The 16009-nt window shown below is 68.5% G+C and carries 17 protein-coding genes; 8 read left to right on the top strand and 9 right to left on the bottom strand.

Translation table 11 applies throughout. The annotated features are described in order from the left end of the window. Positions 1-5: 5 nt before the first annotated feature. A complete protein-coding gene (locus OHA18_RS12350) occupies positions 6-1106 on the bottom strand; it encodes a maleylacetate reductase (RefSeq protein WP_329004184.1) in 1101 nt (366 codons plus the stop codon). A 64-nt stretch (positions 1107-1170) separates the two neighbouring features. Here OHA18_RS12350 and OHA18_RS12345 point away from each other — a divergent pair, with 64 nt between their 5' ends. Then, positions 1171-1953, top strand: a complete 783-nt coding sequence (locus tag OHA18_RS12345) for an IclR family transcriptional regulator domain-containing protein (RefSeq protein ID WP_329004183.1) — start codon at positions 1171-1173, stop codon at positions 1951-1953. Here the strand turns inward: OHA18_RS12345 and OHA18_RS12340 are convergent. The 3 genes from OHA18_RS12340 to OHA18_RS12330 form a co-directional block, all read right to left on the bottom strand. Next, complete coding sequence (locus OHA18_RS12340) at positions 1950-2378, bottom strand: VOC family protein (protein ID WP_329004182.1); 429 nt, start codon at positions 2376-2378, stop codon at positions 1950-1952. The two genes, OHA18_RS12345 and OHA18_RS12340, sit on opposite strands and share 4 nt — an antisense overlap. A gap of 90 nt (positions 2379-2468) precedes the next feature. Continuing rightward, on the bottom strand, positions 2469-3047 hold the full coding sequence (locus OHA18_RS12335) for a GNAT family N-acetyltransferase (protein WP_329004181.1): 579 nt from the start codon (positions 3045-3047) through the stop codon (positions 2469-2471). Positions 3048-3052: 5 nt separating this feature from the next. Next, entirely contained in the window at positions 3053-4072 is a 1020-nt protein-coding gene (locus tag OHA18_RS12330) for an SIS domain-containing protein (RefSeq protein WP_329004180.1), read from the bottom strand. A gap of 139 nt (positions 4073-4211) precedes the next feature. Between OHA18_RS12330 and OHA18_RS12325 the strand changes: the two genes are divergently transcribed. Further along, positions 4212-4931, top strand: a complete 720-nt coding sequence (locus tag OHA18_RS12325; RefSeq protein WP_130388014.1) for a GntR family transcriptional regulator — start codon at positions 4212-4214, stop codon at positions 4929-4931. A gap of 207 nt (positions 4932-5138) precedes the next feature. Next, complete coding sequence (fbaA, locus tag OHA18_RS12320) at positions 5139-6164, top strand: class II fructose-bisphosphate aldolase (RefSeq protein WP_329004179.1); 1026 nt, start codon at positions 5139-5141, stop codon at positions 6162-6164. Between the two features lie 78 nt (positions 6165-6242). Here the strand turns inward: fbaA and OHA18_RS12315 are convergent, their stop codons facing one another. From OHA18_RS12315 to OHA18_RS12305, 3 genes are read right to left on the bottom strand one after another with little or no spacing between them, the layout of a single operon-like run. Beyond that, a complete protein-coding gene (locus OHA18_RS12315) occupies positions 6243-7211 on the bottom strand; it encodes a type IV toxin-antitoxin system AbiEi family antitoxin domain-containing protein (protein ID WP_329004178.1) in 969 nt (322 codons plus the stop codon). Between the two features lie 45 nt (positions 7212-7256). After that, positions 7257-8009, bottom strand: a complete 753-nt coding sequence (locus tag OHA18_RS12310) for a GNAT family N-acetyltransferase (RefSeq protein WP_329004177.1) — start codon at positions 8007-8009, stop codon at positions 7257-7259. Between the two features lie 12 nt (positions 8010-8021). Next, a complete protein-coding gene (locus tag OHA18_RS12305; protein ID WP_329004176.1) occupies positions 8022-8471 on the bottom strand; it encodes an HNH endonuclease in 450 nt (149 codons plus the stop codon). A 143-nt stretch (positions 8472-8614) separates the two neighbouring features. On the opposite strand from OHA18_RS12305, the gene OHA18_RS12300 reads away from it, so the two are divergent. The 3 genes from OHA18_RS12300 to OHA18_RS12290 all read left to right on the top strand — a co-directional run bounded on the left by OHA18_RS12300 (position 8615) and on the right by OHA18_RS12290 (position 11152). Further along, entirely contained in the window at positions 8615-9022 is a 408-nt protein-coding gene (locus OHA18_RS12300; RefSeq protein WP_329004175.1) for a DUF3151 domain-containing protein, read from the top strand. A 43-nt stretch (positions 9023-9065) separates the two neighbouring features. Continuing rightward, on the top strand, positions 9066-9812 hold the full coding sequence (locus tag OHA18_RS12295; RefSeq protein ID WP_329004174.1) for a 2-phosphosulfolactate phosphatase: 747 nt from the start codon (positions 9066-9068) through the stop codon (positions 9810-9812). Between the two features lie 140 nt (positions 9813-9952). Beyond that, positions 9953-11152 (top strand): MFS transporter, encoded by a 1200-nt coding sequence (locus OHA18_RS12290; RefSeq protein ID WP_329004173.1) that lies wholly within the window; start codon positions 9953-9955, stop codon positions 11150-11152. On the opposite strand, the gene OHA18_RS12285 is transcribed toward OHA18_RS12290, so the two are convergent. After that, positions 11139-11957 carry a helix-turn-helix transcriptional regulator gene (locus tag OHA18_RS12285; protein WP_329004172.1) on the bottom strand — a complete coding sequence of 273 codons (819 nt, stop codon included), beginning with the start codon at positions 11955-11957 and terminating at the stop codon, positions 11139-11141. The two genes, OHA18_RS12290 and OHA18_RS12285, sit on opposite strands and share 14 nt — an antisense overlap. 57 nt (positions 11958-12014) lie before the next feature. On the opposite strand from OHA18_RS12285, the gene OHA18_RS12280 reads away from it, so the two are divergent. After that, positions 12015-12500: a VOC family protein gene (locus OHA18_RS12280; RefSeq protein ID WP_329004171.1), complete on the top strand. Its 486-nt coding sequence runs from the start codon at positions 12015-12017 to the stop codon at positions 12498-12500. Positions 12501-12780: 280 nt separating this feature from the next. Further along, on the top strand, positions 12781-14061 hold the full coding sequence (locus OHA18_RS12275) for an adenylosuccinate synthase (RefSeq protein ID WP_329004170.1): 1281 nt from the start codon (positions 12781-12783) through the stop codon (positions 14059-14061). 24 nt (positions 14062-14085) lie between these two features. Here the strand turns inward: OHA18_RS12275 and OHA18_RS12270 are convergent, their stop codons facing one another. Continuing rightward, positions 14086-15960, bottom strand: a complete 1875-nt coding sequence (locus OHA18_RS12270; protein WP_329004169.1) for a serine/threonine-protein kinase — start codon at positions 15958-15960, stop codon at positions 14086-14088. Positions 15961-16009: the final 49 nt, after the last annotated feature.

The raw sequence follows: 16009 nt of genomic DNA, 5'->3' as shown, positions 1-16009 counted from the left end.
GTTCGTCAAGGTCGCGTGCCGGCCCAGGCGCGGGTGAGGATCTCGCGCACCAGGTCCTCGGTCACGGGAATCGGGTTGTCGGTGGGCTTGAACGTCTTCACTGCTTCGACCGCCTGCTCCTCGGTCAGCCCGAGCTCCCGCAAACTCGTGGGCACACCGGCTGCCGCGAACAGGTCGAACAACCCGCCGGCCAGATCAGGTGTGCTGGCGTCTGCTGCGTTTGAGTCGACCCCGCCCAGTGCGGCGTGTAGCTGTGCTGCTGCTTGCGGCACCGCGGGCGCGTTGACGCGGACAACCTGCGGTAGGACCGCCGCATGCGTCTCCGCGTGCGGGAGATTGTAGGTACCTCCGAGCAGGTGGCACAGCTTGTGGTGCAGTCCTGTCCCAGCTGTCGCCAACGCCGACCCGGCCAAGCATGCGCCGTACAGAAGGTTGCTGCGGGCATCTAAATCGGTGGGGTCGGTCACCACTTTGTTGAGGCCGGCAGCCAACGCGCGTACCCCTTCGACGGCGGTGACCTCGGTGATCGGATCCGCCTTCGGTGTCCAGACAGCCTCGACGCAATGCGCGATCGCGTTGGCCACGCTCGCCGCGGTGACCTTCTTCGGCAAGTGCAGACTCAACACCGGGTCATAGACCACGACCCGCGGCAGCACCCTCAGATCCGTCCCGGTCGTCTTGCTCCCGCCAGCCGTCTCTCCCCACACCGGCGTCATCTCGGACCCCGCGTATGTCGTCGGCACCGCAACGATCGCCAGCCCGTCGGCACTTGTGAGTGCGACTGCCTTTGCGAGCCCGATCGCTGAACCGCCGCCGATCGCGATGATCCCGTCGGCGTCGACCTCGCGCGCCTTGGCGCGAGCGTGCTCCGCGACCGCGGTCGGCACGTGCTGCGCCACACCGTCGATCCGTCCCGCGAATCGATCGCCCAGCTGGACCTCGACCACGTCGGCCGCGTCCCGAGCGGAGTTCGTCGCCATAACCAGCACTCGTCGTACCTCGAGGTTTGCGACCTCGTCGGCGACCCGATCGAGCGTGCCCGCCCCGAACACCACCCGCCCGGGCAGGAACGTGTGCACGAATCCGGGATCAGCTGGACGCGGCATCGGCAGCTCCGATAGGATTTCGCTCAGCGAATAGTTCTTCTTTCAACGAAAAGTAGGCTAGCCGATGGCGAGTGACGCGTCTACAGGCACGTTCCTGCAAGGCCTGGAGCGAGGGCTCGCGGTGATCCGCGCATTCTCCGCGGACGCTCCCTCCCTGACGTTGAGCGAGGTGGCGCGAGCGGTCGGGATCACGCCCGCGACCGCCCGGCGGATCCTGCTCACCCTGGAGGAGTTGGGATACGTGCGCAGCGACCACCGGCGCTTCTCGCTCACCCCGCGCGTACTCGCCCTGGGCTGGGCCTACCTGTCCTCGCTGGACCTCGGCGAACTCGCCGGCCCGTTCATGGAGGAGCTGAGCGCCAAGACCCGCGAGTCCTGCTCGATCGCGACCCTCGACCTCCCGGACATCGTGTACGTCGCCCGCGTGCCGACGAGCCGGATCATGACGGTCGCCCTCGGCGTCGGCGCCCGGCTCCCGGCGTACCCGACCTCGATGGGCCGCGTCCTGCTCTCGGGCCTGCCGGACGACGAGCTCACGACGTACCTCGATTCACTGCGGGCCGAAGCGCTCACCAACCGCACCGTCACCTCCGCCGGCGACCTGCGGGCGACGATCGTCCAGGCCCGCGCCGACGGCTACGCACTGGTCGATCAGGAGCTCGAGCAGGGCCTCCGCTCGATCGCCGCCCCCATCCACAACTCGCGCGGTCGCGTCATCGCCGCCCTCAACGTCTCCGCCCACGCCTCCCGCTCGACCCCTACCTCACTGCGCACCGAGGCCCTCCCGCACCTCCAGGAAGCGGCAGCCCAGATCACCACCGCCCTGACCCACCGCGGGAACTTCTAGACGCTCTGAGCCTTCAAGCCTTCGAGGATCTGTAGGTAGTGCGGGTTGTTCATGATGCCGATGAGGTTGCCGAACGGGTCGACGACGGACGCGGTGCGGAAGCCGGTGTTGTTGCCGCGCTCGGTGATCGGCTCCTGGAGGGTGGCGCCGTGGTCGAGGAGGTGCTGGAGCTCGGCTTCCAGGTTGTCGACGTGCCAATGGATGACGGCGCCGGCGGGGCCCGACGCGACCTGGTGGGTCGCGTACTTCGCGTCGATGATCCCCAGCTCGCACTGGAAGTCGCCGAAGCGGAACTCGACGTACGCCGGGTCCTCGGCACTCGGCACGGCGTAGTACGCCTCGATGCCGAGCAACTCCTCGTACCAGGCGCGTGCCGCCTTCACATCCGCGGCGTAGAAGCTGACGGTGGCGAATCCTCGCAACATCGTGGTGGTCCTTTCCTGGGAACTTCCCGGTTGATGACCACCACCATTCCAGTCAAAGTGCTCACCGAGTGAGCACTTTGTTGGACGAGGCTATGCGTCGGTACGCAGGCGGCCGTGGAGGTGCCAGTCGTGCCAGCCGTCGGCGTGCTTGATCGCCTGCCGCAACGTGCCCTCGTGCCGGTACCCGGTGCGCTCCGCCACTCGGCAGGACAGGGTGTTGGCGGTGGAGTGCTGGATGTTGAGCCTGTTGAATCCCAGCAGCTCGAATGCCCACGCGGACAAGGCCTCGACCGATCTCGCGGCGATGGACCGGCCCCGGGCCGCGGGGGTCACCCAGTACGACAGGCTGGCTGACCCCTCGGCCAAGGAGATGTTGCGCAGGCCGACCTGGCCGAGGGGCTCATCGTTGCCATCGACGACCGCCCAGCTCGCTGCTGTCTCGGACTCCCAGCGGTCGTCCCACTGCCCGGCCCACTCACCAGCTTCCTGGAGTGTGTCGAGCCGCCGGACGTGCCAACGCTGGATGTCGGGACAGCCGAACGCGGTCAGCACAGCGGCGGCGTCGTCCTGCTGCCATGGCCGCAGGACGAATCCGTCACCGGTCAGACGCGGCTGCGTTGTGCCTCGCAGAGTCCCCTCGGGCAGGGCCGGATCGACGAGCAGTGGCACAGCTTTCAGTCCGTCTGAGTGACCTTGCGGAGGCCTCGCGGGGCGTCGGGATCGAGGCCAAGCTTCCGAGCGAGGAGCTCGATGGCTCGCTGGGCGGGGATGACGAGGGCCAGCGGTGCGAGCGTCTCGGGGAGGTCGGGGCCGGGGAGGTTCACGTCGCAGCGGGAGGCGAACGTGGGATCGCCGCCGATGCCCAGGATCTTGCTGCCCTTCTCGCGAACGAGGCCGGCCAGTTCGGTCATGCCCGGAAGCGCCGGGCCATCGGCCGCGGCGACCAGGATCGTGACCAGGTCGGCGTCGACGACGGCGATCGGCCCGTGCTTCAGGTCGGCGTACGAGAGCCCGCGGACCGGCTGGAGGCAGGTCTCCTCGAGCTTCAGTGCGACCTCGAGGGTGGTGCCGAAGGTCAGGCCGCGACCGCTGGCGAGAACGTCGTGCGCGCCGGCGAGCAGGTCCGCGGCCGCCTCGACCGACCCGGACAGCATCTTGGCCGCCGCGTCCGGCACTCGCGCGATGTCCGCGTCGAGCGTCCCCGGCCGCTGCGCAAGCGCGTCGACGGCAACCGTGATTGCGGCGAGCTGGGTGGTGTAAGTCTTGGTCGCCGGTACGGCGAGCTCCTTGCCTGCCTGGGTGATCAGCGCGACGTCGGCCGTCGACGCCAGCGGGCTGTTGCCGTCGTTCGTGATGCCGACGATCGCGGCGCCGTTCCGCTTGGCCCACTCGGCCGTGTCGACGATCTCCTGGGTCGCGCCCGACTGGCTGACTGCGACGACCAGCGAGTTCGACAGGTCGAGGTTGGCGCCGTACAGCGTGGCCACCGACGGAGCGGCCAGGGACGCCTGCCGGCCGGCGTGGATCTCGGTCAGGTACCGGCCGTAGACCCCGGCGTTGTCCGACGATCCGCGGGCCACGAAGATCACGTTCCGCCGTCCGGCGGCCAGCCGGGTGATGTCGTGCCGCAGCGGCAGCACATGCTCGAACGTCGCCGCGAGCGCGGCCGGCTGCTCGGCGATCTCGCGCGCCATCTGGGTTTCCGGGCCGGGGACAGACACCACTGGGATCACTGGTCCTATCTGGTCTTAACAGGTATGCTGCGCACGATAGCAGTGAGCGGCGTCCCGGGGCACCCCCGAGATCCGCCCAGGTCTGGAGGATCGAGATTCCATGGTGGCGACCAAGCGGGCCCAGGTCCGATCGGTGCTGGAACGGCTGATCGACGTCGAGCTGCATCCCGGCGACCCGATCCCCTCCGAGCGCGCCCTGGTGGACAAGCTCAACGTCTCCCGGGTGACCGTCCGGCAGGCGATCAGCGACCTGGTCGAGTCCGGCGCCCTGGAGCGGGTGCACGGTAAGGGGACATTCGTCACCGGTCCCCAGGTCGACTCCCAGCTGCACCTCACCTCGTTCTCCCGGGAGATGCGGGCGCGGGGCCTCGAGCCGGGGACCGTGGTGCTGTCGGCCAGCGAGATCGAGGCCTCCGACGAGACCGCCAAGGGCCTGCGGGTCGCCAAGGGCACCAAGGTGATCCGGGTCGAGCGGCTCCGCACGGCCGACGCGTCGCCGATGGCCTACGAGGTCGGCTACTACCCGTCCGCGCTCTTTCCCGGCCTGCTCGGCCGCGAGCTCGGCACTCTGTACGACGTCTTCGCGAGTGAGTACGACGTCGTCGTCACCTCCGGTGAGCAGACCGTCCGGGCGGACAACGCCGACGGTCATGTCGCCCGGGTCCTCGGCGTGGCCAGGCGGGCACCCCTGCTGGTCCTCGAGCGCACCACCTTCGCCGGCCGCAAGGTCGTCGAACTGTCGTGGTCGGCCTACCGCGCCGACCGCTACCGGCTGCACATGGCCCTGACCCCCCGCGGCCCGCGAACCGGGTCCGCCTGACCGTCCCCGGAGCGGCCTCTGTACCTGGAGGACATCCGGACGCAACGAACTGGATCGGTCCTGTTCATCAACTGGTCTGCATCCCTGCCGATCGCTCCCCGGCCACCGGGCCGGCTCGGCAGGCGGGCCGCCGGACACGACGAAGTGCCCGGCGGCAATACTGGAGCCGAACCCACAAGAACTGTGTTGTGAGGAGTACCGCGAGACATGCCTATTGCAACCCCTGAGGTCTACGCCCAGATGCTGGACAAGGCCAAGCAGAACCGCTTCGCCTACCCGGCCATCAATGTCAGCTCCTCGCAGACGCTGAACGCCGCGATCCGCGGATTCGCCGAGGCGGGCTCGGACGGCATCATCCAGGTCTCCACCGGCGGTGCGGAGTACCTGTCGGGTCCGACCGTGAAGAACATGGTGTCCGGTGCGGTCGCGCTGGCCGCCTACGCGCACGAGGTCGCCAAGAACTACCCGGTGAACATCGCGCTGCACACCGACCACTGCCCGAAGGACAAGCTCGAGGGCTTCGTCCGGCCGCTGCTGGAGATCTCCGCCGAGCGGGTCGCGCGCGGCGAGAACCCGCTGTTCCAGTCGCACATGTGGGACGGCTCCGCGGTGCCGCTGACCGAGAACCTGGAGATCGCCAAGGAGCTGCTGGCCAAGACGGCCGCGGCGAAGATCGTCCTGGAGATCGAGGTCGGCGTCGTCGGTGGCGAGGAGGACGGCGTCGCGAACGAGATCAACGAGAAGCTCTACACCACCGTCGAGGACGGCCTGGCCACGGTCGAGGCGCTCGGCACCGGTGAGAACGGTCGCTACCTGACCGCGCTGACCTTCGGCAACGTGCACGGCGTCTACAAGCCGGGCGCGGTGAAGCTGCGGCCGGAGATCCTGGCCGAGATCCAGGACGCGGTCGGCGCCAAGGTCGGCAAGGAGCGTCCGTTCGACCTGGTGTTCCACGGCGGCTCCGGCTCGACGCTGGAGGAGATCCGGGCCGCGGTCGACCACGGCGTCATCAAGATGAACGTCGACACCGACACGCAGTACGCGTTCAGCCGGCCGGTGGCGGGGCACATGTTCGCGAACTACGACGGCGTGCTGAAGGTGGACGGCGAGGTCGGCAACAAGAAGGCCTACGACCCGCGCGCCTGGGGCAAGGCGGGCGAAGAAGGTATGGCGAACCGCGTCGGCGAGGCTTGCGAGAGCCTCCGCTCGACGGGCACGTCGCTGAACGCCTGACATCATCTGGGGTCCTCCTCTGGGGGTCTTCGAAGGGCTCACTGCCGCGTGAATCGCACGCGGCGGTGAGCCCTTCTGTCACATCCGGGCTCGGGCTAGATCGAAGTGGCGGATGCCGGTGCGGCGGGCTGCTCGGGTGAACGTGGTGCGGATGCGGTCGGCCACGGTCGGTGGGTCGTCGAGATCTGTCCAGGAGATCCAGCAGTGTTCGACGGGCTGCGGGCCGTCGGGATCGGCCGCTGCTGGTTCGGGGAGAGGTTCTTCCGGGGAGGGCTCGAATTCCTCGCACCAGAAGGGGAAACGCGGCTCGAACTCGACGACGGTGCGTTCGTCGGGGAACCAGAGTCCTTCCGCTGGAAGGTCCGGGTCGTCGGCTTCTGGTGGTGGTGTCGGGCTCGGTGTCGGCAGGCCGGCATTCGCGAGGATCAGCCTGAGGCGGGACTCGGCGATCGAGGCCGCGCCGGTCAGGTGGTCCAGGACTGCGAGCGCTCGCCTGTTGCCGTGGTCGAGCAGGCCGACCGCGCGTTTCAACGCGCGCATACTGACGAGGCCCGTGAACAGGGCGGCGTCGGCCAGCACGACCGCGGACGCCGGTGGCGCGGTCGCGGCCACTTCGGCGATCGCGCGGGCGGGCGAGGACATGCGCAGGCCGTTCCACAGTTGGAGGCCGGGGCCGACCGGATCGCGGATGTGGCGATGGACGCCGCGTAGTCGGCCGGATCGCCCGTCGGGGGCGGTCACGTGGACGCGGGTCAGGTCGAGACCCCAAACAGGTAAGGCATGCAGGGCCGCGGCGGACTGGTGGCTCGCGTAGACGTTGGGCCCGGCGGCGCGGAGGACGGCGTACACCCTGCGTAGGTGCAGGACCTCGTCGGTGACGAGCATGAGCGACCGATGGGCGGCATAGGTCCCGCGCCGGATCCGGCGCCAGCAGCCGGTGTCCAGCAGAGAGTCGATGTCAGCGTCGGGGTAACCACAGGCACGTGCGTCGGCCCGGGTGAACACGCCACCGCGGATCGACGCCATCACAGCAAGTTGAGGATTCATGCCCTAGAACTTGCCGCGATCGCCCCCCGCCCGGACCGACGATTTTCAAGCTGTGGAGAACTTGTGCCGAACCCATACGTTCGGCTCGACGTAAACGGCCCGATCGGCGGCGACATCGCAGTCCACCGGCACGAGTCCGCCGGCGACCTCGACCGGACCGCTGCGATCGAACGCAAGCCCGGTCCACGAACGCCACTCGGCCAGCGACCCCGCGATCACCCACGACGCGGGTGCGACGCCGGCAATCTGCCCGCCGGCGCGGACATGCGTGCGCAACCACGGATCGTCGGGCAGGCCGTCAGCGCGCGTACGAGCGACGTACTCGTGCGTGGAGGTCTGAGGCTCGTGGTGCTTCTCCGTGGGGCGCACCGGGGCATCCAGGACGTCTAGCCCGGTGCCTGCGGCCGCCTGACGGAGGGCCGCAAGCATCAACGCGGCGATGCCCTGGCCCTGATGGTCCTGCGCGACGCTGATGTTGAGCGCACAGGCGGTGTCGGGCGCGACACCACGGCGAGCGTCGGCGAATGCCCACACGACCGCCTGCTCCCAACCGCCGGACGGGAATTCGGGGCGGCCTGATCGGCGGAGCTGCACAGCGTGGGCCTCTGCGATGGGCTTGCCGTCCGCGGTGGCGATCAGACAGGTGCTGGGGAAGACCTCGACCGTCTGCGCGAAGTACGCCTCGGAGACCCGGTTGTGGCGCATGAAGGCCGGCCAGTCGCCCACATCGATATCGGAGTGGGCGAGGTCGGGACGGTCAGCGACGGTCGTGATCTCGATCGACCGGGCAGAGAGCATAAAAAAGGCTCGTCATCTGTCTATGACGAGCTCTGCGCGGGTTGGTACCCAGGGTTGCCAGAGGAGCGGCATGTTGGCCTCGGCAGGGGTGCGGTTGCCTTTCCGCTCGTTGCAGGAGGCATGGGCAGCCACGGCGTTCAGCCACTCGGTGCGGCCGCCCCTGGATCTGGGTTGGACATGGTCCATGGTGTCGGCGTTCTCGAGACCGCAGTACGCGCAACGGAACTTGTCCCGGCGCAATACACCGTGCTTGCTGTACTTCATCCGGCCGGCTGCGTAGCGCCAGTGGGTGACGACGTACCGGACCAGGCGCAGGACGCGAGGGACCGGGAATGGGCCGATAGTTCGCTCTCCGTGCGACTCTTCCACCACTGCGACCTCCCGCACCAGCATCCGGATGGCGTGCTGGATCGAGACGGTGTGCAGCGGTTCGTACGACGCGTTCAGGACTATGACGCTCATCCGGTGCCTCCTTCCGGCCGTAGCTGGGAACCACGGCGGTTGATGCAGGGTCTCAAGCATCCGTGGCCGGTGGGTGAACGGTCAACGGATTTCGTCGGACGGTCACGTGCCGCTACGGCTGCGTGATCGGCGAAGATGTGCCTATGGAATTGAACAATCTGCTCTCAGGCCCACCCGAGACACTACTACCGGTCGACCCGGCCGCGGCGGAACTCGCCGACGGGGTCGCTCCCGCGGAGGTCGCTGCGAACCACCCGACGTCGTCGCTCGCCTGGGCGGTGCTGGCCGAAGGTGCGCTGGCGGACGGCCGGACGATCGAGGGATACGCCTACGCGCGGACCGGCTACCACCGCGCACTGGACCTGCTCCGGCGCAACGGTTGGAAGGGACACGGGCCGGTGCCGTGGGAGCACGAGCCGAACCGCGGGTTCCTGCGTGCACTGGCGGCGCTGGGCAAGGCGGCCGCGCTGATCGACGAGAAGGACGAGGCTGAGCGGTGCGCCACGTTCCTGCGCGACTCGTCGCCGGCTGCTGCTGACGCCCTGAGCTGAAACCTGGTTGTGGGCTTGGTTGCTCGGCGGAATGATCTGCCGGGTGACCAGCCCTTATGCGCAAGACGGGTTCAGCGTCGGGTTCGACTGGGGTCCGATGGGTGCCGGCGTAGTTGCCGGGGACATCGTGGCAGTGGTGGATGTGCTGTCCTTCACGACCGCGGTGACTGTGGCGGCCGATCTCGGGATCGAGGTCTATCCCTACAGATGGCGGGACGAGACAGCCGTGACCTACGCCGAGCAGTGGGGCGCGAAGCTGGCGGTTGGGCGGTCCGAGGCCGGTCCGGGTGACGTGAGTCTCTCGCCGGCGACGATCCGGAAGGTGGAAGGCGTCAGCAAGCTGGTGCTCCCGTCACCGAACGGATCGACGATCGCGAAGCAGCTCAGTGACGGTGGGGCGACGGTGATCGCGGTGTCGTTGCGTAACCGCCAAGCGGCCGCAGCTTGGGTCAGGGAGCACGGCGCCGGCCGCCGGGTCGTGGCGATCGCGGCGGGGGAGCGGTGGACGGACGGATCGCTCCGGCCGGCGGTCGAGGACCTCTGGGGAGCCGGTGGTTTCCTGAGTGCGCTCGACCAGGACGACCTGTCCCCCGAGGCGCGGGCAGCAGTGGCGGCGTACGACGCTGTTGCCGGTCAGCTGCCCAAGCTCCTGCACGAGTGCGCCGGCGGTCGCGAGCTCGCGCAGTACGGCTATCCGGAGGACGTCGCGATCGCGGCGGAGGTGGACGAGAGCCGCAGCGTGCCGGTGCTCGAGGACGGTACGATGTTCCGGTCAACCAGAACCAGATAACTGCCCGTTGACAGTGCCGGCAGGCGGCGAGCGTCCCCGTTTCCTGCCGAACATGGACGGTTCTAGGCGGACGGACAGACCGGCGAAGCTGGACGCCCACGGTCAGGTCCCCGCCCCTCCGGGCAGCGGAAGGTCACACCGTGCCGGCTCTCACCGGACGGATAGGCGCGCCCACTTACGCAGCGGTACTGCGGACTCCTGGCGCATGGAAGTTCTACCTGGCAGCGGCCCCGGCAAGGATCGGGATCGCGATGACCGGCCTCGGCGTCGTCTGGCTGGTCCACGGATCGACCGGCTCGTACGCCGCGGCAGGAAGCGTCACCGGCGGCTTCGCCGTCGCCGAAGCGGTCGCCGGACCGCAGGTCGCCCGGCTCATCGACCGTTTCGGTCAGACCCGCATGTTGCCGATCACCTTGCTCGCCCACGCAACAACGATGGCAGTGCTCATCACCCTGACCGTCTCCAACGCGTCCCTCTGGTCACTCGTTGTGGCAGGCGTTCTCGCAGGCGGATCGCTACCGCAGCTGAGCGCTCAGACAGCGGCCCGATGGTCGTACGCGCTACGTGACACCCCACTGCTCTCCTCAGCGTTCGCGTTGGAGGCACTGAGCGTCGGTATCGCGTTCATGGTCGGTCCGGGGCTCGTCGGCATCGTCAGCTCGTCCACCAGCCCGGCAGCAGGCTCCATACTCGCGACGAGTCTCCTGGTGACCGGTGGCCTTCTGCTGGCGGTGCAGCGGGGTACGGCGCCGCCGCCAACTGCGCCTGGTCAGCATGGGGGCACGAAACGGTTGCTGCACAAGCGATTCGTCGGCCTCGTCGGTACGAACGTCGGCATCGGCCTGTTCTTCGGCAGCATGCAGGTCTCCGTCACGGCGTTCGCGGTCGCGAGAGGTACGCCGGGTCTGGCCGGACCGCTGTACAGCATCACCAGCCTGGTGAGTCTGTTCGCCGGCCTCGTGTACGGCGCAAGGCGTTGGCGGACCGCACCGGAGACGCAGTTCGTCATCGCCTTCAGCTGGCTGACCATGAGTTGCCTGCCGCTGATCGCCGCGCACACTCCACTGACTGCAGCTGTTGCGTTGGCCCTTCCTGGGTTGGCGATCGCGCCGTTCCAGACTCTGTCCGCGGTACTGGCCGAGTCGACGGTCGACCCTGCGATCCTCACCCAGGCATTCACCTGGCTGAATTCCGGCGGCGCCGCGGGCATCGCGCTGGGCTCCGCGTTCGCCGGCTGGGTCGTCGACGGACACAGTGCGCAGTACGGCTTCGCGGTCGCACTCGGAGCGGCGTTGATGGCAACGATGATGGCAGTGACGGTGAGGCTCAGCGGTAGGTGATCTGGCGTTCGGTGGCGGCTCTCGTGGCGTACTCGGCCGGGGTGAGACCGATCTGCTGCTTGAACTCCTTCGAGAAGTGCGCCTGGTCGAAGTAGCCGAGGGACGCGGACAGGTCCGCCAGCTCGGCTACCTCGCCCTGGGCCAGCAGCTCGGCGCCGTCGTGCAGCCGGTACCGCCGCAGGATCCACTTCGGCCCCACCCCGACGTACCGCCGGAACAGCCGCTGCAGAGTCCGGATCGGTACGCCGAAACGCTCGGTGATCTCGTCCACGCGCGCCATCGACCGGTCGGCCGCCATCGTCGCGACGATCTCGCGCACCAGGTCGTACGACGGGTCCGGCGGCGCGAGGTGGTCGCGCAGGAACGCCTCGAACACGGCGCGACGCCGTTCGTCGGACTCGGCCGTGAACATCAGGTCCGCCAGCCGATCGCCGTCCGGGAAGACGTCGGTCAACGGCAGCACCTCGTCGCGGAACGAGCCCACGTCGAGCCCGGTGATCGCCCCGAAGCCGCCGGCCCAGAACTTCACCCCGAACGCCCGGCCGCGGCCCACCAGCTCCCGCTCGAACTTACGCGTGCAGACCCCGTTCACGAACGCGCCACCCGGCTGCTCGAACGTCACGTTCACGCTCGGGTACGGCAGCACCTCGGCCGTGTACGGCGCCTCCAGGTCCCACTCGACGATCCAGTACCACTCCACGAACCGCCCCGCCTCCGGTCCCGGCGCGAGGCGGCTGAGGGAACGATGACGGGCCTGCTCCCGCGGATGCAGGATGCCCTTCTCGCTGTCCGGTGGCTGGGTCAAGGCTGGCTGTCGCTTTCTTACAAGACCGGCAAGGCCCCGAGCGACTTCACTAGAGGCATGACGACGAACACGGTAAACCCCATCCCCGACGGTTATCACTCGCTGACCCCGTACCTTGCCGTCGCGGACGGGCCGAAGGCGATCGAGTTCTACCGCTCGGTCTTCGGGGCGGAGGTGATCAGCCGGCAGGACATGCCCGACGGCCGCGTCGGTCAGGCAGAGCTCAAGTTCGGCAACTCGATGCTGCAGCTGAGCGATCAGATGCCGCAGATCGGTCTGCGAGCGCCGAACGGCGAGTGGGTGCACTCGTCACTGGTGCACTACGTGCCGGACGTGGACGCGACGTACGCGAAGGCGATCGAGGCCGGCGCGACGTCGGTCGAGGCGGTGCAGACCTTCATGACCGGCGACCGGTTCGGCACGGTGATCGACCCGTTCGGGCACCGCTGGGCGATCCTGACGAAGGTCGAGGACGTCTCCGCGGAGGAGGCCGACCGGCGGGTGAAGGAGTGGCTCGCCTCGAACCCCGAGGGCCTGGAATGAGCCTGCGTTCCCACCGGAACGAGGAAGCGGCCCGCCGGAACCGTCCCCTGCGGCAGTTTCGGCGGGCCGCTGACTAAGAGTGTGCACGCGATCACGGAAAATGGCAACCCATCGTTTGATGAAGCAGCTACTTGAAACGGCTGCTTAGGGGTTGTGGACAGGCCCGAAACGGTGCCGCCCCGGTCCGGTAGGCTTTGGTCGTAAGAGCCTGGATGCGTTACCGGATGAACGTCCGGTGAACGTCTCCGGGCTTCACCGTTTCAAGCACAGGAGGGCTGAGATGCCCGCAATCGTGCTCGTCGGCGCCCAGTGGGGCGATGAGGGCAAAGGCAAGGCGACCGATCTGCTCGGCAACACGGGCGAGGTCATCGACTACGTGGTGAAGTTCAACGGCGGTAACAACGCCGGCCACACGGTGGTGATCGGATCCGAGAAGTACGCGCTGCACCTGCTCCCGAGCGGCATCCTCACACCGGGCGTGACCCCGGTGATCGGCAACGGGGTCGTGGTCGACCTCAGCGTGCTGTTCGAGGAGCTCGACGCGCTGCAGGCGCGCGGGGTGGACACGTCGCGGCTCGTGGTCAGTGCGAGCGCGCACCTCATCCCGCCGTACAACCGGACCCTCGACAAGGTCGCCGAGCGGTTCCTCGGCAGCCGGAAGATCGGCACCACCGGCCGTGGCATCGGTCCGACGTACGCCGACAAGATGAACCGGGTCGGCATCCGGGTCCAGGACCTGTACGACGAGAAGATCCTCGAGCAGAAGGTCACCGGCGCGCTGGAGCAGAAGAACCAGCTGCTGGTGAAGGTGTACAACCGGCGCGCGGTCGAGATCCGCGAGGTGCTGGACGAGCTGCTGTCGTACGCCGACCGCCTGCGGCCGATGGTCGCGGACACCAGCCTGCTGCTGAACAAGGCGCTCGACGACGGCAAGACCGTGCTGATGGAGGCCGGCCAGGCGACGCTGCTCGATGTCGACCACGGCACGTACCCGTTCGTCACCTCGTCGAACGCGATCTCCGCGGGCGCCTGCACCGGCACCGGCATCCCGCCGACCCGGATCGACCGCGTGATGGCTGTCGTGAAGGCGTACACCACCCGCGTCGGCGAGGGTCCGTTCCCGACCGAGCTGCTGGACGCGGACGGTGAGTGGCTGCGTCAGCAGGGCTTCGAGTTCGGTACGACGACCGGCCGCCCGCGCCGCTGTGGTTGGTACGACTCGGTCATCGCGCGGTACGCAGCCCGCGTCAACGGCGTCTCCGACTTCGTGCTCACCAAGCTCGACACCCTGACCGGCCGCGACAAGATCCCGGTCTGCGTCGCGTACGAAGTCAACGGCGTCCGGTACGACGAGATGCCGATGACCCAGACCGACTTCCACCACGCGGTCCCGGTCTACGAGGAGTTCGACGGGTGGTCCGACGACATCTCCAGCTGCCGCACTTTCGAGGACCTGCCGAAGGAAGCGCAGTCCTACGTGCGCGCGGTCGAGTCGCTCAGCGGCGCACGCATCTCCGCCATCGGCGTCGGCCCGGAGCGCAGCCAGATCGTGCAGCTCTAAGAAGGCCGTCCGGCCTCCCCGTCGTCAGTTGCCGATGATGGGGAGGTCGCGGATGAACGGCGCGTTGCGCAGGTCGCCGAGGGTCGGCCGCTCGATGTTCGGCGTCTCGATCGGAGTGCGCGCCCAGTCCGCACCGGCGCCCTGTGTGGCCTTGTAGAACGTGATACCGCCGATTGCCAGCAGCACGACGGCCATGAGTGCAGAGAGCCAGTGCGTTCGGAAAGTATTGCGTGCAGCAATGTGGGCGCCTCGACGGAGCGAGCTGCCGCCAGGGCCCCACCACGCAGTGAAGAGCGCGGTCAGTGCGGCGCTGCCGAAGCCGACTGCCGACAGTGGCTGCCAGTCCAGGTCGTACGTCGTGGCGGCGACGCCGGTGACGATGCCACCGACCACAACTGCCATGACCAGCGGCAGGATCAGACAGGGCAGTGTGATCAGTGCGGCCATTGCCAGCTGCAACGGGCTGGCCGCTGCCGCGACGACGCCGTCCGACTTGCCGGATCGTCCACGGACCTGACGGCGCCGCATCAACGCCGTGCTCGAACGGTCGACTGTCCGCGCGAGCACGAGCAGTACTACGGCGACTGCTGCACCGATCAACGGAGTGAACGCGATCAGTCCGGTCAGCGCGACCATGAAGCCGATGACGACCGCAGTACGTCGACCAGTAGGCGGAGCCTTGGTGGGCTGAGCCGGCTGAGCAGGTTGCACAACAGCCGGCGGACCAGCCTGCTGCTGGGGATAAGGCTGTGCGTACGGCGCCGGCGGACCGCTCTGGTACGGCAACGGCATGCCCGCCGGTGCGGCCGCATTAGGCGCCGGGCTGTACGTCGCCGGGTGCTGCGCCACCTCTGGCTTCTTCGCTGTGGCATCCCGGATCTTGTCCCGGAGCGGCCCGAACGCCGACAGCGGCGGGAGCACCGGCGGTACGAGCTGTGCGACCTCGGTTGGTGTCGGACCAGTCGGCTCCTCGGCGACAGGCTCATCCGTAGGCATGAGCTTCGTCACGAGCCGGGTCGGCGCCACGGCGGCCACGGTGGGCATCTCGCGCGGCACTAGGGCGTCACGGCCTTCGGAGTACCGGCTGAGGCCGGTCATGATTTCTTCCTGCGTCGGGCGATCGGCCTTGCCCGGCGACAGCGCCGCAGCGAGCAATGGCTTCAGCCGCGGGTCCAGTCCTTCCAGGTCGGCCTGACCGGAGTGCACTCGGGCCAGCACCGCCTCGAACGGTCCCTTGCCGAAAGGCCGGCGTCCGGTCGCGGCGAACGCCACGGTGGCCGCCCAGCCCCACCAGTCCGCGGACTCCGACACCATCTCGCCCTCGATGAGCTCGGGCGCCAGGTATCCCGGCGTACCGATCACCAAACCGGTCTGGGTGAGTCGCAGGTCGTCGGCGGCCTGGGCGATGCCGAAGTCGATCATCACCGGCTTGCCGTTGAACATCATCACGTTGCCGGGCTTCAGGTCGCGGTGGATCACGCCGGCCGCGTGGATCGCCTGCAGCGACTCGGCCAGGCAGCCGGCCAGCGGCAGCCACTTACGCGGGGTCAGCGGGCCGCGCTCGTCGACCTGCTCGTCCAGGGGACGTCCGGGGACGAACCGGGTCACCAGATAGGGCCGCTCAGCTTCCAGGTCGTGGTCGAGGATGCCGGCCACGCCGGGGTGGTCCACCTTCTGCAGTGTGGTCGCTTCGCGCTGCAACCGGGCCCGTGCGATCGGGTCGTGCGCCACGTGCGGCCGCAGCACCTTGACCGCGACCTCTTGGTGCTCCGGTCCCTCGGCCAGGTAGACGACGCCCATGCCGCCCTGTCCGAGCCGCCGGATCAATCGGTACGGCCCGAGCCGCTCGTCCTCCACCTCCCCGGCATGGGTGGAAGGCGGTCCCCCTGAGACTGACATGGCATCTACGGTACGTCGGCAGCAGACCAAGCCGTCCCGATGACCTCAG

The sequence above is a fragment of the Kribbella sp. NBC_00709 genome (assembly GCF_036226565.1).
Classification (GTDB): Bacteria; Actinomycetota; Actinomycetes; order Propionibacteriales; family Kribbellaceae; genus Kribbella.
The sequence above is the reverse complement of the archived record's forward strand: the minus strand, read 5'-3'. Positions and strand labels throughout refer to the sequence as shown.